Here is a 25,588-nt window from a genome sequence, read left to right as displayed (position 1 = left end):
CCCCGACACCCGAGGTGGACTCAGTTCTCATGGATGACCTGCCCACGATGGACGGTCATCGAGCACTGTGGGCTCGTGGACGACGGGTCGAGACCCGGCAACGGAGATACCCCCGCACGGGGGTCCGTCGACCAGCGTTGCACGCTGTCCTTGGGCGCTCGGACGACGAGTTCGTCGACCTCCCACACCGCGAAGGACGCGGGCGCTCCCGGCACCAACGTTCCCGCCAATCCGTCTCGGACTCCGCCCGCACGCCACGCTCCGCGGGTACCGGCAGAGAAAGCGGCCCGAGGCGAGATGGCACTGCCCGGCGTGCGGTGGTTGACCGCGGCTCTGATCGTCGCCCACGGATCGAGTCGGGTGACCGGCGCATCCGAACCGAATGCGAGCGCCACCCCCGCCGACGCCAGGCGCGCGAACGGATGGAGCGCCGACGCACGATCTGCGCCGAGTCGCGCCGAGTACAGCCCGTCCGAACCACCCCACAGGGCATCGAACATCGGTTGCAGGCTGGCTATGACGCCCCACGAGGCCAATTTGTCGGCCTGTTCGGGTGCGACCATCGCCAGATGTTCGAGCCGATGCCCGCACGCGGCGACGGCAGGAGTTCCGAGCTCGGCCACCACCCGCTCGAACGCTGTGACGGCAGCCGACACAGCCGCGTCGCCGATGACGTGGAAACCCGCCTGTATCCCGGCGGTCGTGCACGCCGAGATGTGTGCGGCGATCGCATCGACGTCCTCGTACGGGACACCCGATCCGGAGCCGTCGGCGTAGGGCGACGACAGCCACGCGGTCCGCGACCCCAGCGAGCCGTCGACGAAGATGTCGCCGGCCAGTCCGTGGGCACCGGTGTCGCCGAGCAGCTGCCGCGCCTGCTCGGCCGTCTCGACCAGCTCGCCCCAGTATCCGCGAACCTCCACCCCGTGTTCGGTGACCATCAGTTCGCGGAAGTCGTCGATACCCGACACGATCGGACCGGCACATTCGTGGACTGCGACGATTCCCTGCGCCGCAGCACTGTCGAGCGCAGCCGTTCGTGCCCGATTTCGGGTGTCGGGCGTGATCATCGACCGCGCTGTCTGCCGCGCGAGGTGGTGCGCGGCAGCGGTGAGTGGGGACTGCTCCGAGAAGCCGGTGACGGATTCGATACCGGTCGCGGCGACGCGCAACGGCGTCGAGACGGCGGCCGAATGCGAATCGATGCGAGTGAGGTACACCGGACGACCAGGAGCTGCCGCATCGAGGTCGGCTGGGGACGGTGCACGATGTTCGGGCCACCCGGTTTCGTCCCAGCCGTGTCCCCAGATCAGTGCGTCCGAGGACGATGATGCGTGTTCGGCGAGCACCCGCATGCAGTGTTCGAGCGAAGTGCAGCCGGACAGATCGAGTCCGATCAGCGACAGACCCAGATCGGTGACGTGCACGTGAGTGTCGACGAACGCCGGTGCCACGAAGGAGCCCGCCAAGTCGGTGATGCGGACTCCTGGATGGAGCGCTCTCCCGGTGCGGTCCTCACCGATCCAGCTGACGATTCCATCGGTCACGGCCATGGCGGTGGCGTCGGAGGCCATCGGACTGTAGATCCGTCCGCCGCAGAACAATTCGGTGGTCACGAACGACCAGTCTGCCCCTACCGGTGTGGCTTCCGGAAATCCCCGGCTGCGGGATCGAAGCGGTCGGCCTCGATCACCTGTCCCTCGAGTATCGGCGCAGAACCGGATGCATTCGGTGCTCGCGTGCTGTCGTCGAGGATCTCACCGTCGATGACGGTGGGGCGCATGCGCCGGGTGGCGGTAGCGACCTGTGGCAACCAGCGCGCGGCGGCCCACATCACCGCTGGGCGCAGTAGCCACCTGGTCGGCGGGATCAACAGCAGCAACCCGATCACCGTGGTCACCAGGCCGGGCACGAACATCGCGACCGACCCTGCGGCGAAGAGAGCGCCGTCGGCCACGGCACCGCCGGCCGATCGCTCGCCTCGCGATGCCCGCTGCAGACCGTCCAACACACGTCTGCCCTGCGATCGCACGAGGAGTGACCCCACCAGCGATCCACCGATCAGCAGCACGACGGTCCAGAGCACACCGAGCGCGCTTCCTACGGCGACCAGCGCTGCGACCTCGACCACGACATAGAGTACGAACAGAGCGAGCATGACGGTCCTTTCTTCGCTTCACCGGTACAACGCGCGGGGCATCGAAATAGCTCCCGACTTGCCGTGTTTGTCGGCAGATTCTCAGGAACCCGGCCGGACGAGGCCGGTTTCGTACGCCACGACGACGGCCTGGACTCGATCGCGGACGTCCAACTTCGTCAGGATTCGGCCGATGTGAGTCTTGATCGTCGCCTCGGACAGATGCAGGGCGGCCGCAATCTCGGCGTTGGACAAGCCGGTAGCCAAGTGCACCAGCACCTCGCGCTCGCGTCCGGTGAGAGCATCGAGAACGGCGGCATCGGTGGTCGACACGGACTGCTCGACGAACCTCGACAGCAAACGCTTGGTGACCTTCGGCGAGACGACGGCATCGCCTGCGGCCACGCTGCGAATCGCGGAGACCAGGTCCTCGGGTGGAGTGTCCTTGAGCAGGAATCCACTGGCCCCTGCCCGGAGTGCCCCGAGGACGTGTTCGTCGAGATCGAAGGTCGTCATCACCAGAACCTTGGCGTCCGAACCCGATTCGGTGATGCTGCGGGTGGCGGCGACGCCGTCGATGCCGGGCATGCGGACGTCCATCAGCACTACCGCCGGTGCCAGTCTGGCGACGGCCTCGACGGCACCCGCCCCGTCCGAGGCCTCCCCCACCACCTCGATGTCGTCCTGCGCCTCGAGCACCATGTTCAATCCCATGCGCATGAGTTCCTGGTCGTCCACGACGACAACGGTGATCGGCACCGACCCAACCTAGCCCTCACTCGATCGGCAGCGTTGCCCGCACGAGCCAATTGCCGTGCGGCGTCCGCCCGGCGTGCAGGGTGCCTCGAAGCACCGCTACTCGCTCGCGCATTCCGAGAAGTCCGTGTCCACCACCGTCCTCGGACGGTGGTGCGCCGGAGCCGTTGTCGGAGATCTCGACGGTGACCGCATCTTCTCCGCGAACCACCTTGACCACAGCGCGTGGCGCATGACCGGCGTGGCGGAGGACGTTGGTCAGCGATTCCTGCACCAACCGGTGCACTCCCAGGCTGATCGCCGGACTGATGTCGTCCAGGTTTCCGGTCTGTTCGAGCTCGACGTTCAATCCGGCGCGACCCATCATCTCCACGACACGGGCCAGACCGGCGGTGCCGTACTGGGGCATGTCGTCCGAGTCGGGCGAGGTTCGCAGCAACGCGACCGTTCGACGCAGCTCGGCCAATGCCGAACGGCCCGTTGCGGAGATGTTGGCCACGGCCTGCTCTGCGCGATCGGGATTGCGCCTGATGGCGTACGAGGCACCGTCGGCCTGCACCACCATGACACTGACGCTGTGGGCGATGACGTCGTGCAGTTCGCGTGCAATGCGAGTGCGCTCGGTGAGCACGGCCTCTTCGGCGCGTCGGTCCCTGTCGTACTCGGCCACGACGAGCCGGGCCTGAGTCGCTTCGTCGTACGCCCGGCGGGCACCGAGAAATTCCGCCGCAACCCACGACAGGGCGTACATCAGCGCGCTGAACAGCAGCGTCGTGAACACCGGTTGGGCGAACAGAAGCAGGTTCGCGGCGGTGTACACGGCGAGTGCGGCGGCATAGACGCCGCCCTGAACTCGACCGACGTACGCGACCAGCGTGTAGAGCATGATCGGCAGGGCGAGCGCTGCCGGGTGACCGTTGTACGCATCGCCCACCAGGCTGCCCGCTATGTCGGAGCTGAGCGTGGTGACGAGAGTCAGTGCTGCGATCGTGCGGGGCAGACGCCGCCGCCACGCGACGGGAATCGTCAGCACGACCGAGAAGACCAGGAACAACGGCCCGTTCAGACCGTCGACCGAGCTGACGAACACCAGAATGTCGACGACGAACAGCCCGACGGCCAGCAGGGCATCGGCCACGAACGGCTGCCCACGGAGCCACAGACTGAATCGACGCATGTGATTGAGTTTGCCGTATGACTGCCGCCGACTGGGGATTGCTGATGGTCGCGGCCACGGCCGCCGGTTGGGTCGACGCAGTGGTGGGCGGAGGTGGCCTCATCCTGTTGCCGGCGATTCTTCTCGTGGCACCTCAGCTGACGCAGCAGGCAGCGCTGGCGACGAACAAGGCGACTGCCGTATTCGGTACCGTCGCCGCCGTCGTGACCTTCGCACGGAAGGTTTCGCTGAATTGGGCGGTGCTCGTTCCGGCCGGCGTCCTCGCCGCCGTGACCTCGGCGGCCGGCGCTGCTGCGGTGTCGTTGATCGATCGCGAGCTGTTCGTCCCGATCATCATGGTGGTTCTCGTGGGTGTGGCAGTACTGGTCACCTGCCGTCCGACCATCGGCCTGACCGCGGCGCCGTCGCCGCCGACCCATCGCAAGGTTCTGATCGTCATCGGTTGTGCAGCCGCCGGAATCGGCTTCTACGACGGCATTCTCGGGCCCGGCACCGGAACGTTCCTCATCATCGTCTTCGCCACGATGCTCGGCACCGAGTTCGTGCGCAGCGCCGCGATGGCCAAGGTGATCAACGTCGGGTCCAATGTCGGTGCCCTCGCCTTCTTCGCCGTCACCGGCAGCGTCTACTGGCAACTCGGAGCAGTCATGGCGGTGTGCAACGTGTTCGGTGCCGTCCTCGGGTCAAGAACGGCGGTCGCCCGCGGTGCCGGATTCGTGAGAATCGTCCTGCTGGTCGTGGTCGTGGGGATGGTCGTTCGACTCGGCTGGCAACAATTCGGCTAGCGTCTTCAGACGTGACGAGACAATCGGATCGGTCGGTCGACGCCGACTTCCTGGCTCTGCCCCTGCAGGCCCTCGCGGACGCCGCCCTGAGCACGGCTCGATCCGCCGGGGCAACGCATGCCGATGTTCGCGTGCAGCGCTTGACGACTCAGTCGATCTCGCTGCGCGACGGCTCGGTTCAATCGGCAATCGACGCCGGGGAGATCGGCCTCGCCGTGCGGGTCGTGGTCGACGGCACCTGGGGTTTCGCATCGCACGCCGAACTCGGTACCGACGCAGCGGCCGAGACAGCGCGCAAAGCAGTCGAGGTGGCCACCGCACTACGGGCACTCAATCGCGAACGCGTCGAACTCGCCGCCGAGCCGGTGTACTCGAACGCGACGTGGGTGTCGGAGTACGACATCGATCCGTTCGAGGTACCCACCACCGAGAAGGTGGCACTGCTGGCGGAGTACTCCTCCCGGCTGGCGGCGTCGGACGGCGTCGATCACGTGACCGCCTCGGTTCTGCAGGTCAAGGAGCAGTCGTTCTACGCGGATCTGGCCGGCAGCAGCATCACTCAGCAGCGGGTGCGACTGCATCCACAATTCGAGGCCACCACGGTGGATCGATCTGCCGGTGCGTTCGAGACCATGCGCACCCTCGCTCCACCCGTCGGACGAGGCTGGGAATACCTGGGTGAGCACAGCACGTGGGACTGGGCCGACGAGCTGGCCCGGATCCCGGACTGGTTGGCCGAGAAGGTGAAGGCGCCCTCTGTCGTGGCAGGCTCGACGGATCTGGTGATCGATCCGACCAATTTGTGGCTCACCATTCACGAGTCGATCGGGCACGCAACGGAATACGATCGCGCCATCGGCTACGAGGCCGCCTACGCCGGCACGTCGTTCGCGACCCCGGACCAGTTGGGGACGCTGCGCTACGGATCGCCCATCATGCACGTCACCGCCGACCGGACCGAGATCAACGGCCTGGCCAGCATCGGTTGGGACGACGACGGAGTGGCGTCGCAGAGATGGGACCTGGTCCGCGACGGCACACTGGTCGGCTACCAACTCGATCGAGTGTTCGCCCCCAAACTCGGTCTCGAGCGGTCCAACGGATGTTCGTACGCCGATTCTCCGCATCATGTTCCGATCCAGCGGATGGCGAACGTATCGCTGCAGCCCGACCCCGATGTCGATCGATCCACCGCCGACGTCATCGGCGAGGTGGAGGACGGCATCTACGTCGTCGGAGACAAATCCTGGTCGATCGACATGCAACGCTACAACTTTCAGTTCACCGGCCAACGCTTCTACCGAATCCGCAACGGCGTGCTCGACGGCCAGGTGCGTGACGTGGCGTACCAGGCGACGACCACCGAATTCTGGGGCTCGATGGAACTGCTCGGCGGACCGTCCACGTGGCGACTCGGCGGCGCATTCAACTGCGGCAAGGCCCAACCCGGGCAGGTGGCCGCCGTCAGCCACGGGTGCCCCGTCGCGTTGTTCCGCGGCGTCAACGTCCTCAACACCCGATCGGAAGCAGGTCGATGATCGCGCCGCAGCTCGTGATCGAACGTGCACTCGCCTGCGCGAGTGTCGACGACACCATCGTGATCGTCACCGACTCCAGCGATGCAACACTGCGGTGGGCCGGAAACTCCATGACCACCAACGGAATTGCCACCTCCAGGCGCTGGGAAGTGATCTCGATCGTGCGAGAGGCCGACGTCGTTCGAGTCGGCACCGTGTCGTCGACGAGTGTCGATCCGGAGGACATCGAGGCAGTGGTTCGGGCGAGCGAGGCGGCGGCGCGATCGGCAGAGCCCGCCGAGGACGCGATGCCCTTGCTGCCTCGCGCGTCGGTCTCGGACCCGCACGACTGGGACCGCCGAGCACAACATACGTCGATCGACGTGTTCGGCTCGCTGGCAACGGAATTGAACGTCGGATTCGATGGTGAGGACGCGCTGTACGGATTCGCGCAGCACACCGTCGACAACGTCTGGCTCGGAACCTCGACCGGGGTGCGTCGTACTTTCACACAGCCCACCGGATCGGTCGAGATCAACGGAAAGCGATCCGGGGCGAGCGCCTGGGTGGGGACCGGAACCACCGACTTCCAGAACGTGTCGGCCGAGACGATGTTGGCGGAGCTGTCCACCCGGCTCGGCTGGGCCCGAAACACCGTCGAACGGCCCGCCGGTCGCTATCAGACTGTGCTGCCCCCGTCGGCGGTGGCCGACCTGATGATCTACCTGATGTGGACCATGGAAGGCCGCGGAGCGCAGGAGGGTCGCACCGCACTCTCGCGGGCAGGTGGAACGCGAGTCGGTGAGAAACTCACCGACCTGCCGCTCACCCTGTACTCCGATCCACACGCATCCGGACTCGAGTACGCACCGTTCGTGGTGGCCGGGTCGTCGAGTGATTCGGTGTCGGTGTTCGACAACGGCATGGACATCGAGCGCGTCGACTGGATCCGCGACGGATCGGTCTCCGCCCTGGCCTACCCACGTGCAACGGCGCAGAAGTTCGGAGCTCCCGTCGCGGTCCCGGGCGAGAACCTCGTTCTGACGGGCGGAACGGACGTCGGTCTGGACAAGATGGTTGCCGACACCGAACGCGGGTTGCTCCTGACGACACTCTGGTACATCCGTGAGGTCGATCCGACCTCGCTGTTGCTGACCGGGCTGACCAGAGACGGCGTCTATGCCATCGAGAACGGTCGAATCACCGGTGCGGTGAACAACTTTCGCTTCAACGAGAGCCCGCTGGATCTGCTGCGACGCGTCACCGAGGCGGGCGCAACCGAGGCGACACTGCCGCGCGAGTGGAAGGACTGGTTCACTCGCACGGCTATGCCACCGCTACGCGTTCCCGACTTTCACATGTCGTCGGTCAGCGCGGCACAGTAGGGCCGGTCGGACCTACTTGTCGGGACCGGTCAGCTCGAGGGCGATGTTGTCGGGATCTCGGAACTCCACGATGGACATGCCGGGGCCCGCGTCCTTGATGCCTTCGTGCGCAATGCCCAACTCGTCGAGCGTCTTGACGGCATCCTCGAGTGCGGCTCGGGTGTCGACGGTGAAGCTGAGGTGATCCAGTCCGCACCGGTCCTCGCCGAAGGTGTCGTCTTTCGGTGCGACCGGGCGCAGCCCGAGCAGCCCGCCGCCGAATTTGTAGATGACGCCGCCGAAGAGGAACCACAGGGCCTTCTTGGTCTCTTCGTCCGCGTCGGGATCCCAGGCGTAGGCGACGTCGAAGCCGAACACCGAGTCGTAGAACGACCGGGACCGGTCGATGTCACTGACGGTGAGGCGAACATGGTTGTAATCGGTCACTGCGATAGGCACGTGGTGCTCCATTCCGGCAGCAGGGGAAGCTGCCTCACGAAGCATTCGGAACTGCGCATACGAGCGATGGTGCCGACTTTCGCTACCTGGCGGCGGTGATCGCCAGTCCGACGGAACCGCTCTTGCCCCGGCGCAGCACACTGCCCTTGACGGTGAGCCACCCGAGAATTCCGTACTTCGAAGCGATCGCTGCCCGGGCCTTCTCGGTTCCGTCGGCATCGAGGATCTCGGCGGTGGCGTCGATCGCCTCGCCCTGAGGATTGCCGCGCATGTCGCACGGTGCCAGGGTGACTGCGGAGTTGCGGCGAATCCGTTTGACCTTCCACGAATCGGATACCGTCCAGACCAGCAGCCGATCACCGTCGAGGGCACCCCACAGCGGGGTCGGTACCCCGGTGCCGTCCTTCTTGAACGTCGTCAGCAGTACGTACTTGCCCTTGGCAATGTCTTCGAAGGTGGCAGCCATACCGCTCAGAGTACGTCGCTACTCCCCTTCGAGCTCGCCCTCGGTTTCCAGATACACCTGGCGCAAGCCGTCGAGAACCTGCTTGTTCGGCTCGGCCCACATCTTTCGCTCCGCGGCCTCGAGCAGTCGCTCCGCGATACCGTGCAGGGCCCACGGATTGGACTGTTGCATGAACTTCTTGTTCTGCTCGTCGAGCACGTACGTCTCGGCCAGCTTCTCGTACATCCAGTCCTGAACCACGTCGGTCGTCGCGTCGTAGCCGAACAGGTAGTCCACGGTCGCCGCCATCTCGAACGCGCCCTTGTAGCCGTGCCTGCGCATGGCGTCGAGCCACTTGGGGTTCACCACCCGGGCGCGGAAGACTCGTGCGGTTTCCTCCGACAGTGTCCGCGTACGAACCGATTCCGGCCGTGTGCTGTCACCGATGTACGCCTCGGGCGACTTTCCGGTCAACGCGCGCACGGTCGCGACCATGCCGCCGTGGTACTGGAAGTAGTCGTCGGAATCGGCGATGTCGTGCTCACGCGTGTCGGTGTTCTTGGCGGCGACGGCAATGCGCTTGTAGGCGGTGCGCATGTCGTCCGAGGCCGGAACGCCGTCGAGACCGCGGCCGTACGCGAAGCCACCCCAGGTGGTGTAGACCTGCGCCAGGTCGTCGTCGCTGCGCCAGGTCTTGCTGTCGATCAGCTGGAGCAACCCGGCACCGTAGGTGCCCGGCTTCGATCCGAAAATGCGCGTCGTGGAACGTCGTTCGTCGCCGTGCTCGGCCAGATCGGCCTGCGCATGCGCTCGCACGTAGTTCTGCTCGGCCGGCTCGTCCAACGCGGCGACCATCCGGACCGCATCGTCGAGCAACGCGAGAACGTGGGGAAACGCGTCGCGGAAGAAGCCGCTGATCCGGACCGTCACGTCGATGCGGGGACGGCCGAGCTCGACGAGGTCGATCACCTCGAGCCGCGTCACCCTGCGCGATGCCTCGTCCCACACCGGCGAGACCCCCAGCAAGGCGAACACTTCTGCGATGTCGTCGCCGGAGGTGCGCATGGCCGAGGTTCCCCACACCGACAGTCCGACGGATTTCGGCCACTCGCCGTGATCCTGGCGGTAGCGAGCGAGAAGTGATTCCGCCATCGCCTGCCCGGTCTCCCAGGCCAACTTCGAGGGCACGGCCTTCGGGTCGACGGAGTAGAAATTGCGGCCGGTGGGGAGAACGTTGATCAGCCCGCGCAGCGGGGAACCGCTCGGCCCGGCCGCGATGAACCCGCCGTCGAGAGCGTGCAGTACCTGGGCGATCTCGCGTGAGGTCCCGCGCAGACGCGGAACGACCTCGGCTGCGGCGAACTCGAGAATCTGAGTGACCACGCCGCCGTGCTCGCCCGCGACCCGTGCGGCAGCTGCGGGATCCCACTGCGCTGCCTGCATCGCCGCGACCAACCCGTGGGCCACGGCCTCGATGCTGTCGACGCGGGTACGGTCCTCGTCGCCGCCCTCGCTGAGCCCCAGTGCTTCTCGCAGACCGGGAACCGTCTGCTCTCCACCCCACATCTGCCGAGCTCGGAGCATCGCGAGCACCAGTTCGACCTCGGCGTCTCCGACGGGTTCCTGGCCCAGGATGTGCAGTCCGTCGCGGATCTGTACGTCCTTGATCTCGCACAGCCACCCGTCGACGTTGAGCAGCATGTCGTCGAACACTTCTTCGTCGGGGCGCTCCTCGAGCCCGAGGTCCTTGTGCATCTGCGCCGCCGTCATCAGGGTCCAGATCTGCTGGCGGATGGCGGGCAGCTTGGCCGGGTCGAGTGCCGAGATGTTCGCGTGCTCGTCGAGAAGTTGCTCGAGGCGGGAGATGTCGCCGTAGCTCTCCGCGCGCGCCATCGGCGGAATCAGGTGATCGACTAGGGTGGCGTGCGCTCGACGCTTGGCCTGAGTGCCCTCCCCCGGATCGTTGACGAGGAACGGGTAGATCAACGGCAGATCTCCCAGAGCCGCATCGGTTCCGCAGGAAGCGGACATACCGAGTGTCTTGCCCGGAAGCCATTCCAGGTTGCCGTGCTTACCCAGGTGCACCATGGCGTCCGCGCCGAAGCCGCCGTCGGCCTGCGTGGCCGAGATCCACCGGTAGGCCGCCAGATAGTGATGGCTCGGCGGCAGGTCCGGGTCGTGATAGATCGCAACCGGCTTCTCGCCGAATCCGCGCGGCGGTTGCACCATGATCACCACGTTGCCGAATTGCATTGCAGCGATGACGATCTCACCGTCCGGATCGGCAGATCGATCAACGTAGAGATCACCCGGTGCCGGGCCCCAGTGCTCGACGACGCCGTCGCGCAGATCCGCGGGAAGCTTCTCGAACCACCGGCCGTACTGCGCGGCCGAGATACGAATGGGATTGCCCTCGAGCTGGGCATCGGTGAGCCAGTTGGGATCCTGGCCGCCGCGGGCGATCAGCGCATGGATGAGGGCGTCACCGTCGCGGGCAGCCAGACCAGGCACCGAATCCGGGCCGTCGAGCGGACCCAGGTCGTAGCCGGCGGTGCGCATTTCGGACATCAACGCGATCGCGCTGGCCGGAGTGTCGAGGCCGACGGCGTTACCGATCCGCGCATGCTTGGTGGGATAGGCCGAGAACATCAGGGCGATACGGCGATCGGCGGCATTAATGTGCCGCAGCCGCGCGTGCCGTACTGCGATGCCTGCTACTCGAGCGGCCCGCTCGTGGTCCGGGACGTACGTGGTCAAGCCATCGTCGTCGATCTCCTTGAACGAGAACGGGACCGTGATGAGGCGACCGTCGAACTCCGGAACGGCGACCTGCGTGGCGACGTCCAGAGGGGAGAGTCCGTCGTCGTTCTCGGCCCACGTCGCGCGAGAACTCGTCAGGCACAGTCCTTGCAGAATCGGCACATCGAGCGCGGCGAGCTCGGCGACGTCCCAGGCCTCGTCGTCGCCGCCGGCAGACGCGCCGGCAGGTTTGGTGCCACCGGCCGCGAGCACGGTCACGATCAGGGCGTCCGCCGACTTCAGGGTCTCGAGCAGATCGGCTTCCGCGGTGCGCAGGGAGGCGCAGTAGATCGGAAGCGCGGTGGCCCCGGCGTTCTCCACAGCCGTGGCGAGAGCATCGATGTACGTGGTGTTTCCGGCCAGATGCTGGGCGCGGTAGTACAGGATCGCGACCGTCGGCCCCGCGGACTGCGGAGCGGAGACTCGTTCGAGGTGGCCCCAGGTAGGCAGGTGCCGTGGTGCATCGAAACCGTGCCCGGTCAGCAGCACCGTGTCGGAGAGAAAGTTGTACAGCTGACGAAGATTGTCCGATCCGCCCTCGGCCAGATAGTTGTGTGCCTGCGCCGCGACGTTGGCAGGCACCGTCGAGATCTCCATCAGATCGGCGTCGGGTGCCTGTTCACCGCCGAGCACGACGACCGGCAGTCCGGTGGCCAGAACCGCGTCGATGCCCGACTCCCACGATCGCCTCGACCCCAGGATGCGCACGATGATCAACTCGGCCGACTCGGCCATCGCCGGAATGTCCGCGGCGAGCAACCGGGAAGGGTTGCCCCAGGTGAAGTCGGCTCCGCTCGCACGGGCGCTGAGCAGATCGGTGTCCGATGTGGACAGCAACAAGAACACGGGTAACGCCCTCCTCGGGGGTTTCGCGCCCCTGACTTCGGTGGTTCGAATGATCGGTGGAAACTGCTCTTCGACTCGTCGGCGAGAGGGTCTGACTCCAGCCCCGACCCGAAGGATCGAAGGCCGTCACAGTGGCGCGACCGTACCGGATTCTCGCCGGTTTCCTCTCGGCCGGAGCCGTGGACATCGAATGCTACCGGGGCGAGCGGGGAATCGGTCCACCCGTTGCGCTTGTAGCCTGGTGACCATGAGTTCGCCAGAGAGGTCGGTGCCCGACGGCTGCCCAGGAGCACTGACGACCCATCTGGCGGCGGACGGGCCGCTGGCACGAATCCGGCTGCCGGGTGGCGTCGTGTTGCCGGGGCAGATGCAGGTCTTGGCGCAGGCCGCTGCCGAGCTGGGCGACGGCACGTTGGAGTTGACCTCGCGGGGCAATATGCAGGTGCGGGCGGTGTCGGACCCGGACGACTTGGCGAGCAGGTTGGCCGACGCCGGGCTGCTTCCGTCCTCGACGCACGAGCGTGTACGCAATATCCTCGCGTCTCCCCTCTCGGGCCGGGCGGGAGGTCTCACCGACGTGCGCGCGCTGGTCGGTGCGCTGGACGAGGGCCTGTGTGCACGACCCGATCTGGCACACCTGCCGGGTAGGACGCTGTTCGCGCTCGACGACGGTCGGGGCGACCTGTGCGGACTCGAACCGGATTTCGGCGCCTACGCTCAGTCCGACGGGTCGTACGCACTGCTGTTGGCAGGCCGGGACAGTGGCGTGCGCGTGGACCGCGACAGTGTCGTGTCGATGCTGCTGAACTGCGCGGGCGCCTTCGTGGAACTTCGGCAGTCCCAGTGGCGGGTAGCCGAAATGGACGACGGCCCGGCCCGGATCCTCGACCGACTCGGTCTCGCGGCCGGCCCTGTCCTGCCGATGCCCGCACCCGTGGAGGTGCCACCGATCGGTTGGCTCGATCAGGACGACGGCCTGGTGGCGCTGGCGGCGGGACTGGCCAACGGTGTTCTCGGGGCGCGGCTCGCGGAGTTCCTCGCGGCGATCGACCGCCCGCTGATCATGACCCCGTGGCGATCGCTGATCGTGTGTGATCTGGACGAGGAACCGGCCGAACAGGTCGTCCGCGTGCTCGCCCCGATGGGACTGATCTTCGACGCGGCATCGCCGTGGATTCGAGTGAGCGCATGTACCGGATCGCCGGGGTGCCAGAAGTCGTTGGCCGACGTACGAGCCGACCTCTCCGCCGCGGTCGATGCCCGGATGACCCCGCGCGACGAACGGCAACACTGGTCCGGGTGCGAACGGCGTTGCGGACGACCCAAGGGCGAGGTGACCGACGTCATCGCAACGGGAATCGGCTACCGCGTCGAGTGAGGGGACCCAGACCGGCTTCCGGCTGAGGGGCCCCTCTCCCCTATCGTGACACGCATGCACGACTACGTCCGCGACGGCGCGGAGATCTACCGACAATCGTTCGCGACCATCCGAGCCGAAGCAGATCTGTCTCGATTCGCACCGGACGTCGCACAGGTCGTCGTGCGCATGATTCACGCGGTCGGAGAGATCGATCTGACCGAGACCATCGGCTACACCCCAGCAGTCGTGACCTCCGCTCGCGCGGCACTGAACTCGGGCGCGCCGATTCTGTGCGACGCCAACATGGTCGCCGCCGGCATCACTCGTCGCCGTCTTCCGGCCGACAACGAGGTGCTGTGCACCCTGTCCGATCCTCGGGTACCGGATTTGGCTCGAAGTATGAACACCACGAGAACCGCTGCCGCCCTGGAGTTGTGGGGCGACAAGCTCGGCGGTGCCGTCGTCGCCATCGGAAACGCTCCGACCGCGCTGTTCCACCTGATGGAGATGCTGGAGGCAGGGGCACCGAAACCCGCAGCGATCGTCGGCGGCCCGGTCGGATTCATCGGGGCGGCGGAGTCGAAGGAAGATCTGATCGCCGCGGGCCTCGGCGTCGAGTACCTGGTGGTCCGCGGTAGGCGTGGTGGCAGCCCCATCACCGTCGCCGCCGTCAATGCCATTGCGAGCGAACAAGAATGACCGGTACCGGAAAACTGTGGGGAGTCGGAGTCGGTCCCGGCGATCCGGAGTTGTTGACCGTCAAGGCCGCTCGCGTGATCGCCGAGGCCGATGTGGTTGCCTTCCACAGTGCACAGCACGGTCGCAGCATCTCGCGCGGCCTGGCAGCCGGGTACATGCGGGACGGGCAACTGGAGGAACATCTGGTCTATCCGGTGACCACCGAGACCACGGCGCACCCCGGTGGATATCAGGGTGCGATCGACGAGTTCTACGAGTCCGCCGCGTCGCGGCTGGCGGCCCATCTGGACGCGGGACGCTCCGTAGTGCTTCTCGCCGAGGGTGATCCGCTGTTCTACAGCTCCTACATGCACATGCACAAGCGGTTGGCCGACCGCTTCGAGGTCGAGATCGTGCCGGGCGTGACCTCGGTCAGTGCCGCGTCGGCTGCGTTGGCCACCCCGCTCGTGGAGCGCGACGAGGTGTTCACCGTGTTGCCCGGCACGCTCCCGGCAGACGAGCTCACTCGGCGACTGCGCGGCACCGACGCGGCCGTCATCATGAAACTGGGCCGGACCTACCCGACGGTGCTCGAGGCCCTGGAACGTTCCGGTCGGCTGAGTGAAGCGCGCTACGTGGAACGGGCCAGCACACCCGAGCAGCGGGTGCTCGACGCCGTCGACGCAGACAACGTTCCCTACTTCTCGATGATCGTGGTACCGAGTCCCTCGAATCGAACCGAAACACGTACTTGCGCCGGTGAAGTGGTGGTCGTCGGCCTCGGACCCGGGGACGACGCATGGACGACGGACGAAGTGCGCGCCGAACTCGCCGCCGCCACCGATCTGGTCGGCTATGTCACCTACATCGATCGGGTACCGCAGCGCCCCGGTCAGATCCGGCACGCGAGCGACAACAAGGTCGAGTCGGAACGTGCGGCGTTCGCTCTCGATCTCGCCAAACAGGGCCGCCGCGTCGCCGTGGTCTCCTCGGGCGATCCCGGTGTGTTCGCGATGGCAACCGCGGTCATCGAGGTCGCGGCCGAGAAGCAGTGGAGCTCGGTCCCGGTGCGGGTGGTGCCCGGGATGACGGCAGCCAACGCCGTCGCCAGTCGGGTGGGCGCACCACTCGGACACGACTACGCCGTCATCTCTCTGTCCGACCGCCTCAAGCCCTGGAACGTCGTCGCAGCGCGGCTCTCGGCGGTCGCCGGAGCCGATATGGCGATCGCGATCTACAACCCCGCGTCGAAGTCGCGGACCTGGCAGGTTGCCGCAACGAAAGAGATTCTGCTCGAGCATCGTTCCCCACAGACCCCCGTGATCATCGGACGCGCGGTGGGCAGCCCGCAGGAATCCGTTCGCACCGTGGCGCTGGGCGAACTCGACCCGGAGTCGATCGACATGCGATGCCTGCTCATCATCGGATCGTCGATGACGACGGTGGTCGAGACGGGAAGCGGGCCGAAGGTGTTCACCTCCAGGCGTTATCCGTCGGCAGGCAGTTCTTAGCGATCCGTCAACCGGTCGACGGCGGCTGCGACGTCGAACACCGTCGGTGCCGAGCCGGTTCGCGTGGGACGGTCGACCATGAGAACCGGAATCGATGCCGCTCGGGCGGCATCGAGCTTGGCTCGCGTCATGTCGCCGCCGCTGTTCTTGGTGATCAGCAGGTCTATTCGGTTCTCTGCCAGCATCATCGACTCGTGGTCGACGTCGAAGGGGCCACGGCTCAGTTGCAGCGTTATGTGCGGCGGCACCGCACCGGTTGGAGGGTCGATCGCCCGGACCAGAAACCACGAGTGATCGACACTCGCGAAATGGTGAACACCCTGCCTGCCTGTCGTGAGGAACACCCGGCTGCCGGGGGTGATCGCCGACGCCGCGTCGGGCAGTGAGGCAACCGAGGTCCATCGATCACCCTCGCCCGCGGTCCACGGTGGCCGCGTCAGCACCAGGAGTGCAACCGAGGTTGCCCGAGTGGCCTGCTCAGCGTGTGCGGCGATGGTGGAGGCGAACGGGTGCGTCGCGTCCACCACTACGTCGATTGCGTTGTCTCGCAGCCACACTGCAAGGGCATCCGGACCTCCGAATCCGCCGATTCGAGTCTCGCCGACGGGCAATATCGGCTCGGCGACCCGGCCGGCCAGTGAGGTGATCGTCTCGATCCCCTGCACCGTGTCCAGAGCGGCCGCGAGTGCCCTCGACTCCGTCGTACCACCGAGAATCAGGACCTTCACCGTTTGGTCACACTCCATTGCGTGACCGGCAGCTGCGGTCTCCACGTCGTGAACGTGCCCAGCGGTTCGCCGCGATAGATCTGAAACCTGCGGAGCTCGCCGCCGTACTTCGCCGCGGCGGTCAGCAACAACGAATCCGATTCGGCTGTCACCGAATTCGCGACCAACCGTCCACCGTTCCGCACCGCCTCCCAGCAGGCCTCGAGCATGTCGGTACCGGTCAACCCGCCACCGATGAACACTGCGTCGGGAACAGCGTCTGCGTCCGAGACCGCCGCGAAACTCTCCGGGGCGCCGCCGTGCACCACGAGGCTCGGAACTCCCAGAAGCCGTGCATTGCTCTCGATCTGCTCACGGCGCACCTGCGAACTCTCGAACGTCACTGCGCGACAGGATTCGTCGGTCCGCATCCATTCGATGGCAATGGTTCCCGATCCGCCCCCGATGTCCCACAACAGCTCGCCGGGTGCCGGTGCCAACGCGCTGAGCGTCAGTGCTCGAACCTCCCGCTTGGTCATCTGACCGTCTCCGGTGTACGCGGAATCGGCCAGGCCGGGAATGCGGGTGTGGCGGGCAGCGTCGGGATCCCGGACGCACAGCAGTGCAACGACATTGAGTGGATCGACGCCTTCGAACGTCGACTCTCCGGCGATCCCGCGGGCGACGCGCTCGGCCGGTCCGCCGAGCTGCTCGAGGACCGTCATCTCGCTCGCGCCGAAACCGTTGGCGGACAACATCACCGCGATCTCACCGGGAGTGCTGCTGCCCCGGCTCAACACCAGTATCCGACGACCGTCGGCCAACTCGGGCAACACCGTCTCGGCCGGGCTGTTCACCACCGACACCGTCGTGGTGTGGTGGAGCGCCCAGCCCAAGCGAGCGCATGCCAACGACACCGAAGACGGGGCCGGGTACACCCGCAAGCGCTCGGCACCGAACTCCCGCGCCAACGTCACTCCGATGCCGTGGAACATCGGATCCCCGCTGGCCAGCACGCACACGCGAGAACCCGTGCAGGCGTCGATCATCGGCCGCAGATTCGGCACCAACGGACTGGGCCATGTCCTGGTCTCGCTGCAGTGCTCCTGTACTCCAGCGACCTGGCGCGCGGAGCCGAACACCACATCTGCTTGCTCGACGGCCCTGCGCGACGCGAGAGGCAGTCCGTCCCAGCCGTCCGCACCGACTCCTACGACCACGATCGGAGTGGGCACGGGTGCCACCATCAGCGCGGCATCCTGCGCCAGAGCCACTGCGGCAGTAGACGCATGGCGAAGAACACCGGTCGCAGCGTGCCGGGGATCCACACGGTGGCCCGACGCGTGCGCAGCGCAGCGACGACGCCGTCGGCCACCTGATCCGGCGTACTCGACATGGGTGCCGGGGTCATCCCCTCGGTCATCGAACCGATAACGAATCCGGGACGAACGAGCAGGAGATGCACTCCGCTGCCGTGCAGTGCGTCGCTCAGTCCGCTGGCGAAGCCGTCGAGACCGGCCTTCGCGGATCCGTACACGTAGTTGGCGCGTCGCACTCGAACCCCCGCGACCGACGAGAACACGACCAGGTCGCCACTCCCCTGTGCTCGGAGGATCTTCGATGCGTGCGTCAGCACCGAGACCTGAGCCAGGAAGTCGGTGGTGATGACGTCGAGAGCGTGCTGCGCGTCGTCCTCGGCGCGCGCTTGATCCCCGAGGATCCCGAACGCCAGCACCACGATCCCGATCGGGCCGTATCGCTCGGCCACCCGGCTCAGAAGCTCGGCGTGAGTGTCCATCTCGTTCGCGTCGAACTCGACGGTGTGAACGGCGTCCGCGCCTGCCTGCTCCACTCGTCGTTGCTGAGCATCGAGGTCGGTACTGCGCCGAGCTGCCAGTACGACGGTTCGCCCCGAAGCGAGTCGGGTGGCGACCTCGAGTCCGATCTCGCTGCGCCCGCCCAACAGCAACAGCGTTCCGGCCGCGGGTTCTGCTCGTCTGCTCACGACGACCAGTCTTGCCGATGAAATCGCATTCACTACAGTCGGGGCATGGCCGCCATCCCCGCAGACGCGACTGCCCTCGCCGACGACGCATTCGAGTTCCTTGCCGAGCGGCACCTCGCCACTCTGACGACACTGCGACCCGACGGAACCCCGCACGTCGTCGCCGTCGGCTTCACCTACGACGCCGAGGCCCGGTGTGCTCGGGTCATCACCAACGACGTGTCACAGAAGGCGATCAACGCCGGTCGCGGTGCCTACGCCGCTGTCACTCAGATCGACGGCGCCCGCTGGCTGACGTTGGAAGGGCCCGCGTCGGTCCGAGACGACCGTGAATCGGTCGTCGATGCGGAGAACCGCTATGCGCAGCGCTACCGCGTACCCAGAGAGAACCCGACCCGAGTCGTCATCGAGATACAGGTGCAGCGTGTATTGGGTAGCCGTTCCCTGCTGAACCGCTAGCGCGTCGCCGGCTCCGTCGGCCACGGCAGAACCGCGAGGTCCGGCCACTCCGTCGTCCATCGGGCAGCCTTGGCCTCGTACACGTGTCGCATCGGCAGGCGCGGGTTCGGCCGCACGATTCCCCCGAAGAGATCGTCGAATCCGTGCGGTGCGTACACGACATCGGTTCCGCCATGGTCGGTGGTGATGCCGAAGCAGCACGTGGTGGACACGAAGTGATCGATCGCATCCTCGGTACTTCGGTACGGCGCGATCGGAGTGCCGAAATGTTTTTCGTACCACAGGTGTACGCGCGCCTCGTTGCGCACTTCGACGTCCACCCCGAGGTCGTCGAACACCGAGGCCGCGCGCTCGATGACCTCGTTCTCCGCGTCGTAGGACAGGTCGGAGTCGTCGAAGTAGAAGAAGTCGTAGTCCCGGATGCCGGCACACAGGTCCCGGCCGTCCAGGTGGTTCCAGACCGTCTGGAAGAGGCCACCTGCCGTCATACCACCCGGGAAGCCCGAGTTGCGGCGCGCGCCTCAGTATTTCGGCGACAGCCGGATTGGACCTGACGACCGAGACGAACTCGTCCTCGCCCGGACGCGTCACACCGGCAGGACGGCCAGAGCGTGAGGCCTGAGGTTGACCGACTCGCACCCGTCTGCGGTGACCACGACAATGTCTTCGATGCGTGCACCCCACTGCCCGCGGAAATAGATTCCCGGCTCGATGCTGAACGCCATCCCCTCGGTCAGCGTGATGTCGTTGCCCGCAACGATGTACGGCTCCTCGTGTACCGACAGGCCGATCCCGTGACCGGTGCGGTGCAGAAACGCCTCGCCGAGACCGGCGTCGACCAGGACGTCGCGGGCGGCCGCGTCGATGGACTGCGCCGTGACACCGGGCACCACCGCGTCGACAGCCGCCTGCTGCGCCCGCTCGAGTACCGCGTACTGCTCGGCGATCTCCGCCGACGGTTCGCCGAGACTGTATGTGCGGGTCGAGTCGGAGTTGTATCCCGGTGCGAAGGGTCCGCCGATGTCGATCACCACGATGTCTCCTGCCTCGACGACTCGATCGGATACCTCGTGGTGTGGATCGGCACCGTGCGGCCCGGAACCGACGATGATGAATTCCGGTGCAGTGTGGCCTTCTTCGACGATCGCGGCAGCGATGTCCGCGGCGATCTGCGCTTCCGTTCGGCCCACCCGAAGCCATTCGCCCATCCGGGCGTGCACGCGGTCGATGGCATATCCGGCTCGCCGCAACGCGTCGATCTCGGCCGCATCCTTGACCATTCGGAGTTCGCGAAGCACGTCGGTGGCCAGAACCGGGACCGTGCCGAAGACACCCGCAAGCGGCACGAAATGCAGGGCGGGCATGGCGTCGGCAACGGCTGTTCTCGTTCCGCCGGGAACTGCTGCTGCCACCAGTGCGTACGGATCCACACCGTCGACCCAGTCGACGAGAGTCAGAGACAGTTCCTGCGCTGCGGAATCGCCCAGTGCGGCGAGCTCGAGCCGCGGAACGACGACCGTGGGGGTGCTGCCGTCCGCCGGAACGACCAGCGCGATGAGCCGCTCGAACGAGCTGGCCTTCGACCCGATCAGGTACTGCAGATCCGGCCCCGGGGTGATCAGCAGGGCATCCAGGCCTGCATCCGACGTCAGGCGAGCCGCGCGGGCGAGTCTGGACGCGTAGACATCGCTGGAGAAACGTGAGGAACTGACCGAAGAATCGACACTCATACCTCCAGGCTAGTGCCGTACGGCAAGATGAGCCCCATGACCGCCCCCGGAAAGTCGCCGCTGCTGCTCCTTGACGGCGCGAGCCTGTGGTTCAGGGCCTACTACGCACTGCCCGAGTCGATTACGGCCCCCGACGGGCGACCCGTCAATGCCGTTCGCGGCTTCCTCGACATGATCTCGGCGTTGATTGCGCGCACCGAACCCGGCCGACTTGCAGTGTGTCTCGATCTGGACTGGCGGCCACAGTTCCGCGTCGACCTCGTGCCGTCCTACAAGGCGCATCGTGTTGCCGAGGCCGCGCCGGAGGTCGCCGAGAGCGAAGAGGTGCCGGAGACACTGACACCACAGGTGGACATGATCATGGATGTGCTCGCCGCGTTGGGGATCGCGACCGCAGGCGCAGACGGTCTGGAAGCCGACGACGTACTGGGAACCCTGGCCGCGCGCGAGCGTCAGGACCCCGTGGTCGTGGTCAGCGGAGACAGAGACCTGCTTCAAGTTGCCGCCGACGAGCCGAACGAGGTGCGCGTTCTGTACGTGGGACGCGGCCTGGCGAAGGCCGAACTGTTCGATCCCGCAGTGGTGTCCGAGCGTTACGGGGTGCCGCTCCATCGTGCGGGTGCGGCGTACGCGGAACTCGCCTTGCTGCGCGGCGATGCCTCGGACGGTCTGCCCGGAGTGAAGGGCATCGGGGAGAAGACAGCGTCGACGCTGATGCTGCAGTACGAATCCGTGGAAGCGTTGCGCGCTGCTGCACTCGACCCGTCGTCGGACATGGCCAAGGGCATCCGGGCGAAGCTGGCCAATGCGAACGACTACCTGGACGCGGCGCTACCGGTTGTCCGAGTCGTCACCGACGCCGATGTCGTCCTGTCGAAGTCCGACGAGATTCCCGCCGAGCCCGCCGACGTCGATACGCTGAACTCGCTCGCCGAGACTCTCGGCATCGAGAACGCCGTGGCCCGCCTCGTCGCTGCGATGGCGGCCACGGCGTCGACGACCTGATCGTGTGACCTGAGCGGGTCTACTCGGGCAGGGAGACTTCGTAGTTGGCGTCGTCGTCGAGGAAGGTCAGAGTCACGGTCTTGAACGCACCGTCGACGGTCAGGGTGCACTCGACACTGGTCTGGGCCACGACCTCGATGTCCTGGGGACAGGACACACCGGAGACGTCGGACGCACCGTAGGACTCGGTGACGACCGTGCGAACACCCTCCTCGGCCGCCGCAGTATCGAGGGTGGTCGTTCGACCGAAAGCGAAGAACGACACCACAGCGATCACGGCGAGCACTGCTACCACGGCACCCGCGATGATCAGGGGCTTCTTCGATCGAGCCCCGGCCTGCCCTGGCCCCTGCTGGTTCGGATACTGCTGGTTCGGATACTGCTGGTTGGGACTCCATGGCTGCTGTGGTTGCTGGCCGTACGGACCCGGCCCGTATTGCCCACCACCGAATTGCTGTGGTGCGTAAGGATTCTGGTACGCCGCATCGCCCGATGCAGGCGCGCCGTACTGCTGACCGGCGGGGTAGTGCGCGGTGGGGTTCTGTCCCTGGGGGTAGCCGCCCTGTGCATTCGGGGCCGAGGGGTACTGCCCCTGCGGATAGGCGGCAGGTGGGTACTGACCTTGGGGGTACTGGCCCTGGGGGTACTGGCCCTGAGGATATTGCCCCTGTGGGTACTGACCCTGTGGGTACTGACCCTGTGGGTACTGACCCTGAGGATATTGCCCCTGCGGGTACTGGCCGCCGGGTTGTTGCGGGTTCTGCCCGTAGCTCTGACCGGGTTCGCCGTGCGGCGTGGCCTGCGGCTGTCCGTACTGACCCCACGCCGACGGCGTCGGAGTCTGTGACTCGGCGGAAGGAGCAGGCTGCGTGTCCGGTGTGTCGTTCGCGGCACCGTCCTGCTCATCGGGCGTGCGCGACCAGCTGTTGTCCGGATCGGTCGGACCGTAAGGGCCGCTCATCTCGCCTCCACTGAAAATTCGGATTCGTCGGGGGTACAGTAACCCGCCCGTACGACTCTCCGCTGTACCGACCCGGCAGTCCGATTCGGTGCTGTCATGCGGCATCTACGGCGACCACGCCGCGGCGCAAGGCCGCGATCGCGCGCGCCGCAGTTCGCGACAGTTCCGGCTCCGGGGCCGCGAGCCGAACCTGGTCCAACAGGTCGATCACCTGCCGACACCAGCGCACGAAGTCTCCACCCGAGAGTGCTTTGCCGTTGTCACCCGCGGTGACGAGCGCATCGACCAAAGAATGGTTCGACGCCCACTTGTAGATCGCCTTCACGAAGCCCATGTCGGGTTCTCTCGTCGGCGGCAGCTTGTGTCGCACCTCGTCGGACCGCAGCTCGTGCCACACCCGGACGGTCTCGGTCAGCGCGTGCCGAATCGGACCCGTCGGTCCGTGCGGGGTGATGTCACCCTCCGATCTGGACTCGTAGACCACCGCCGAGACCACAGCCGCCAACTCTGCCGGAGAAAGCCCCTGCCACAGGCCACCGCGCAAGCATTCGGCAACCAGCAGATCGGACTCGGAATAGATTCGGCTCAGCCTGGCGCCGTCCTCGGTGACCTTCGGATCCTTGCCTGCCGTCACGTAACCGCGGTCGGCGAGCAAAGCCAGGATGCGGTCGAACGTTCGGGCGAGGGAGTTCGTCGTGGCCGACACCTTCTGGCGCATCGTTTCGGTCTCTCGCGCCAACCGGTTGTAGCGTTCACCGGTGCGACCGAGCTCGTCGCGGTCGGGACGAGCGTGCACCGGATGCGAGCGGATTGCTCGCCGAAGGGTGGCGAGCTCCTTGTCGTCCGCTGCCGTCGACTTGCGTCGGATACGGTCCGACGGTTGCGAAATTCCGCGGGTGACCAGGGCGGCCGCGAGATCGCGTCGGGTCTTCGCGGTGCGGTGGTCGACGAACCGCGGCAGTCGCATCGTTCCCAGAGACGTTGCGGGCGATGGGAAGTCCGCTGCCGAGAGCCGGCCGGCCCACTTGTCCTCGGTCAGCACCAGCGGACGCGGATCGGCCCGGTCGTCATCGGGCTCGAGAACCACGGCAAGGCCGCTGCGGCGACCGGTCGGCACCGAGATCACGTCGCCGCGGCGCAGGGCACGCAGCGAATCGACGGCCTTGTCCCGCCGATCGGACCTGCTCTGGCGTTCGAGGGTCTTCTCCCGATCCTTCAATCGCTCGCGCAGCCGCGCATACTCGAAGTACTCGCCCTCGGGGCCACCGAGGCGTGCACCGAGTGCCTCCAACGTCTGCATGTTCTTCTCGATACCGCGAACCATCCCGACGACGGAGCGGTCCGCCTGGAACTGCGCGAAGGACCGTTCGAGCAGCAGACGCGAATCGGCCGCACCGAACTGTTCGATGAGGTTGATCGACATGTTGTATGCCGGCGCGAACGAACTGCGCAGCGGGAACGTACGCGTCGACGCCAGGCCCGCGACCTCGGTCGGCTCCGTGCCGGGCTGCCACAGCACGACGGCATGCCCTTCGACGTCGATGCCGCGGCGTCCGGCCCGGCCGGTCAGCTGGGTGTACTCCCCCGGCGTCAATTCGGCGTGTGTCTCACCGTTGAACTTGACCAACTTCTCCAGCACGACGGTTCGGGCCGGCATGTTGATCCCGAGAGCCAAGGTCTCCGTGGCGAACACCGCTCGGACGAGACCCTTGACGAACAACTCCTCGACGGTGTGCCGGAAGACCGGCAGCATCCCGGCGTGGTGGGCGGCGAATCCCCGTTCCAGTGCGTCGCGCCACTCCCAGAAGCCCAGAACTTCGAGGTCCTCGCGCGGCAGCTCCGAGGTGTGTTTCTCGACGATGTACCGGATCTCCTCGGCCTGCTCGGGCGTGGTCAACACCAGCCGCGAACGCATGCACTGGGTCAGCGCGCCGTCGCAGCCGGCACGGCTGAAGATGAATGTGATGGCCGGGAGCAAACCCTCTTCGTCGAGTTTGGCGATCACATCGGGTCTGGCCAGTGGTCTGTTGTTGGCGCCGCTGCCCTGACCGCCACCGCGACCTCCGCCACCCGAACGTCCGCCGCGGCCCCTGCTGTGCGGCGCGTGCCAGCGGTCCATCGAGTCGAGGGACTGGCGTTGTTTGACGTGTCGGACGAGTTCACGATCGACGACGATCTTCTGACTGCCGTCGGCCGACTGGGCTCGCGTGTCGAACAGATCGAACAGTCGGCGGCCGACCATGATGTGCTGCGACAGGGGCACCGGACGGTTCTCGTCCACCACGACCGCGGTGTCACCGCGAACCGTGCTCATCCAGGCACCGAACTCCTCGGCGTTGCTCACCGTTGCCGACAGGCTGACCAGTCGAACGTCGTCGGACAGGTGCAGGATGACTTCTTCCCACACCGCCCCACGGAAACGGTCGGCGAGATAATGCACCTCGTCCATGACGACGTGCGAGAGTCCTCGCAATGCATCCGAGGATGCGTACAGCATGTTGCGCAGCACTTCGGTCGTCATGATGACGATGGGCGCGTCGGGGTTGATCGACGAATCTCCGGTCAGCAGCCCGACCGTGTCGCGCCCGTACCGTGCGGTCAGCTCCGCGAACTTCTGGTTGCTCAGCGCCTTGATCGGGGTGGTGTAGAAGCACTTACGTCCCGCGGCGAGCGCCAGGTGCACCGCGAATTCGCCGATGACCGTCTTGCCCGCACCGGTGGGGGCACAGACCAGTACCCCGTGACCGTTCTCCAGGGCTGTGCAGGCATCCACCTGGAACCGGTCGAGGGGAAAGCCGAGCTCGGCGGAGAATCGTTGCAGCTGGGTGGGTCGGGGGCTCGTCCCCGTATCGAGAACCGTCTCGGTCATGCTTTCGACCCTACGGGC

The 25,588-nt window shown here is 66.4% G+C and carries 22 protein-coding genes and 1 riboswitch; of the genes, 8 read left to right on the top strand and 14 right to left on the bottom strand.

Annotated features, from left to right (window positions below; genetic code table 11):
• Positions 1-20: 20 nt before the first annotated feature.
• From R4P47_RS10535 to R4P47_RS10520, 4 genes are all read right to left on the bottom strand, one after another.
• On the bottom strand, positions 21-1,574 hold the full coding sequence (locus R4P47_RS10535) for an amidohydrolase (RefSeq protein ID WP_411567324.1): 1,554 nt from the start codon (positions 1,572-1,574) through the stop codon (positions 21-23).
• 59 nt (positions 1,575-1,633) lie between these two features.
• A complete protein-coding gene (locus tag R4P47_RS10530) occupies positions 1,634-2,158 on the bottom strand; it encodes an FxsA family protein (RefSeq protein ID WP_094641784.1) in 525 nt (174 codons plus the stop codon).
• A gap of 81 nt (positions 2,159-2,239) precedes the next feature.
• Positions 2,240-2,896 carry a response regulator gene (locus R4P47_RS10525; RefSeq protein WP_094641786.1) on the bottom strand — a complete coding sequence of 219 codons (657 nt, stop codon included), beginning with the start codon at positions 2,894-2,896 and terminating at the stop codon, positions 2,240-2,242.
• Positions 2,897-2,912: 16 nt separating this feature from the next.
• Positions 2,913-4,070, bottom strand: a complete 1,158-nt coding sequence (locus tag R4P47_RS10520; protein WP_094641788.1) for a sensor histidine kinase — start codon at positions 4,068-4,070, stop codon at positions 2,913-2,915.
• 17 nt (positions 4,071-4,087) lie between these two features.
• Here R4P47_RS10520 and R4P47_RS10515 point away from each other — a divergent pair, with 17 nt between their 5' ends.
• Genes R4P47_RS10515 through R4P47_RS10505 form a run of 3 tightly spaced genes read left to right on the top strand, consistent with a single transcriptional unit; the run spans position 4,088 to position 7,757 of the window.
• The gene (locus R4P47_RS10515; protein ID WP_317784728.1) at positions 4,088-4,855 is read left to right on the top strand and encodes a TSUP family transporter; all 768 of its coding nucleotides are present in this window, start codon (positions 4,088-4,090) and stop codon (positions 4,853-4,855) included.
• Positions 4,856-4,866: 11 nt separating this feature from the next.
• The gene (locus R4P47_RS10510) at positions 4,867-6,393 is read left to right on the top strand and encodes a TldD/PmbA family protein (RefSeq protein WP_317784727.1); all 1,527 of its coding nucleotides are present in this window, start codon (positions 4,867-4,869) and stop codon (positions 6,391-6,393) included.
• On the top strand, positions 6,390-7,757 hold the full coding sequence (locus tag R4P47_RS10505; RefSeq protein WP_317784726.1) for a metallopeptidase TldD-related protein: 1,368 nt from the start codon (positions 6,390-6,392) through the stop codon (positions 7,755-7,757). The genes R4P47_RS10510 and R4P47_RS10505 overlap by 4 nt, the downstream gene beginning before the upstream one ends.
• Positions 7,758-7,769: 12 nt before the next feature.
• On the opposite strand, the gene R4P47_RS10500 is transcribed toward R4P47_RS10505, so the two are convergent.
• From R4P47_RS10500 to cobN, 3 genes are all read right to left on the bottom strand, one after another.
• Entirely contained in the window at positions 7,770-8,195 is a 426-nt protein-coding gene (locus R4P47_RS10500) for a VOC family protein (RefSeq protein ID WP_149405767.1), read from the bottom strand.
• An 82-nt stretch (positions 8,196-8,277) separates the two neighbouring features.
• On the bottom strand, positions 8,278-8,661 hold the full coding sequence (locus R4P47_RS10495) for a PPOX class F420-dependent oxidoreductase (protein WP_149405768.1): 384 nt from the start codon (positions 8,659-8,661) through the stop codon (positions 8,278-8,280).
• Positions 8,662-8,679: 18 nt separating this feature from the next.
• The gene (gene cobN, locus R4P47_RS10490; protein ID WP_317784725.1) at positions 8,680-12,285 is read right to left on the bottom strand and encodes a cobaltochelatase subunit CobN; all 3,606 of its coding nucleotides are present in this window, start codon (positions 12,283-12,285) and stop codon (positions 8,680-8,682) included.
• An 89-nt stretch (positions 12,286-12,374) separates the two neighbouring features.
• Positions 12,375-12,450, bottom strand: a riboswitch (cobalamin riboswitch).
• An 82-nt stretch (positions 12,451-12,532) separates the two neighbouring features.
• On the opposite strand from cobN, the gene cobG reads away from it, so the two are divergent.
• From cobG to cobJ, 3 genes are read left to right on the top strand one after another with little or no spacing between them, the layout of a single operon-like run.
• Complete coding sequence (gene cobG / locus R4P47_RS10485; protein ID WP_317784724.1) at positions 12,533-13,663, top strand: precorrin-3B synthase; 1,131 nt, start codon at positions 12,533-12,535, stop codon at positions 13,661-13,663.
• Between the two features lie 54 nt (positions 13,664-13,717).
• A complete protein-coding gene (locus R4P47_RS10480; protein ID WP_068050694.1) occupies positions 13,718-14,344 on the top strand; it encodes a precorrin-8X methylmutase in 627 nt (208 codons plus the stop codon).
• Positions 14,341-15,834 (top strand): precorrin-3B C(17)-methyltransferase, encoded by a 1,494-nt coding sequence (cobJ, locus tag R4P47_RS10475; protein ID WP_317784723.1) that lies wholly within the window; start codon positions 14,341-14,343, stop codon positions 15,832-15,834. Before R4P47_RS10480 ends, cobJ begins: the two co-directional genes overlap by 4 nt.
• Here cobJ and R4P47_RS10470 read toward each other — a convergent pair.
• Genes R4P47_RS10470 through R4P47_RS10460 form a run of 3 tightly spaced genes read right to left on the bottom strand, consistent with a single transcriptional unit; the run spans position 15,831 to position 18,546 of the window.
• Positions 15,831-16,580 (bottom strand): cobalt-precorrin-6A reductase, encoded by a 750-nt coding sequence (locus tag R4P47_RS10470; RefSeq protein WP_411567317.1) that lies wholly within the window; start codon positions 16,578-16,580, stop codon positions 15,831-15,833. The genes cobJ and R4P47_RS10470 overlap by 4 nt on opposite strands.
• Positions 16,559-17,788, bottom strand: coding sequence for a precorrin-6y C5,15-methyltransferase (decarboxylating) subunit CbiE (cbiE, locus tag R4P47_RS10465; protein ID WP_317784746.1), 1,230 nt, complete (start codon positions 17,786-17,788; stop codon positions 16,559-16,561). The genes R4P47_RS10470 and cbiE overlap by 22 nt, the downstream gene beginning before the upstream one ends.
• The gene (locus R4P47_RS10460) at positions 17,788-18,546 is read right to left on the bottom strand and encodes an SDR family NAD(P)-dependent oxidoreductase (protein ID WP_149405773.1); all 759 of its coding nucleotides are present in this window, start codon (positions 18,544-18,546) and stop codon (positions 17,788-17,790) included. Before R4P47_RS10460 ends, cbiE begins: the two co-directional genes overlap by 1 nt.
• Before the next feature lie 45 nt (positions 18,547-18,591).
• On the opposite strand from R4P47_RS10460, the gene R4P47_RS10455 reads away from it, so the two are divergent.
• The gene (locus R4P47_RS10455) at positions 18,592-19,005 is read left to right on the top strand and encodes a TIGR03618 family F420-dependent PPOX class oxidoreductase (protein ID WP_317533137.1); all 414 of its coding nucleotides are present in this window, start codon (positions 18,592-18,594) and stop codon (positions 19,003-19,005) included.
• On the opposite strand, the gene R4P47_RS10450 is transcribed toward R4P47_RS10455, so the two are convergent.
• Together R4P47_RS10450 and R4P47_RS10445 are read right to left on the bottom strand one after the other, a co-directional pair.
• Complete coding sequence (locus tag R4P47_RS10450) at positions 19,002-19,493, bottom strand: nucleotidyltransferase family protein (RefSeq protein ID WP_317784721.1); 492 nt, start codon at positions 19,491-19,493, stop codon at positions 19,002-19,004. The genes R4P47_RS10455 and R4P47_RS10450 overlap by 4 nt on opposite strands.
• Before the next feature lie 99 nt (positions 19,494-19,592).
• Positions 19,593-20,735, bottom strand: a complete 1,143-nt coding sequence (locus tag R4P47_RS10445) for a Xaa-Pro peptidase family protein (RefSeq protein ID WP_317784720.1) — start codon at positions 20,733-20,735, stop codon at positions 19,593-19,595.
• Positions 20,736-20,762: 27 nt separating this feature from the next.
• Here R4P47_RS10445 and R4P47_RS10440 point away from each other — a divergent pair, with 27 nt between their 5' ends.
• A complete protein-coding gene (locus R4P47_RS10440) occupies positions 20,763-21,740 on the top strand; it encodes a 5'-3' exonuclease (RefSeq protein WP_317784719.1) in 978 nt (325 codons plus the stop codon).
• Between the two features lie 19 nt (positions 21,741-21,759).
• On the opposite strand, the gene R4P47_RS10435 is transcribed toward R4P47_RS10440, so the two are convergent.
• Both R4P47_RS10435 and R4P47_RS10430 read right to left on the bottom strand, forming a co-directional pair.
• A complete protein-coding gene (locus R4P47_RS10435; protein ID WP_317784718.1) occupies positions 21,760-22,701 on the bottom strand; it encodes a DUF4333 domain-containing protein in 942 nt (313 codons plus the stop codon).
• Positions 22,702-22,795: 94 nt separating this feature from the next.
• On the bottom strand, positions 22,796-25,570 hold the full coding sequence (locus R4P47_RS10430) for a DEAD/DEAH box helicase (protein ID WP_317547291.1): 2,775 nt from the start codon (positions 25,568-25,570) through the stop codon (positions 22,796-22,798).
• Positions 25,571-25,588: the final 18 nt, after the last annotated feature.

It is taken from the genome of Rhodococcus sp. IEGM 1370, from assembly GCF_033142325.1.
Classification (GTDB): Bacteria; Actinomycetota; Actinomycetes; order Mycobacteriales; family Mycobacteriaceae; genus Rhodococcoides.
The sequence above is the reverse complement of the archived record's forward strand: the minus strand, read 5'-3'. Positions and strand labels throughout refer to the sequence as shown.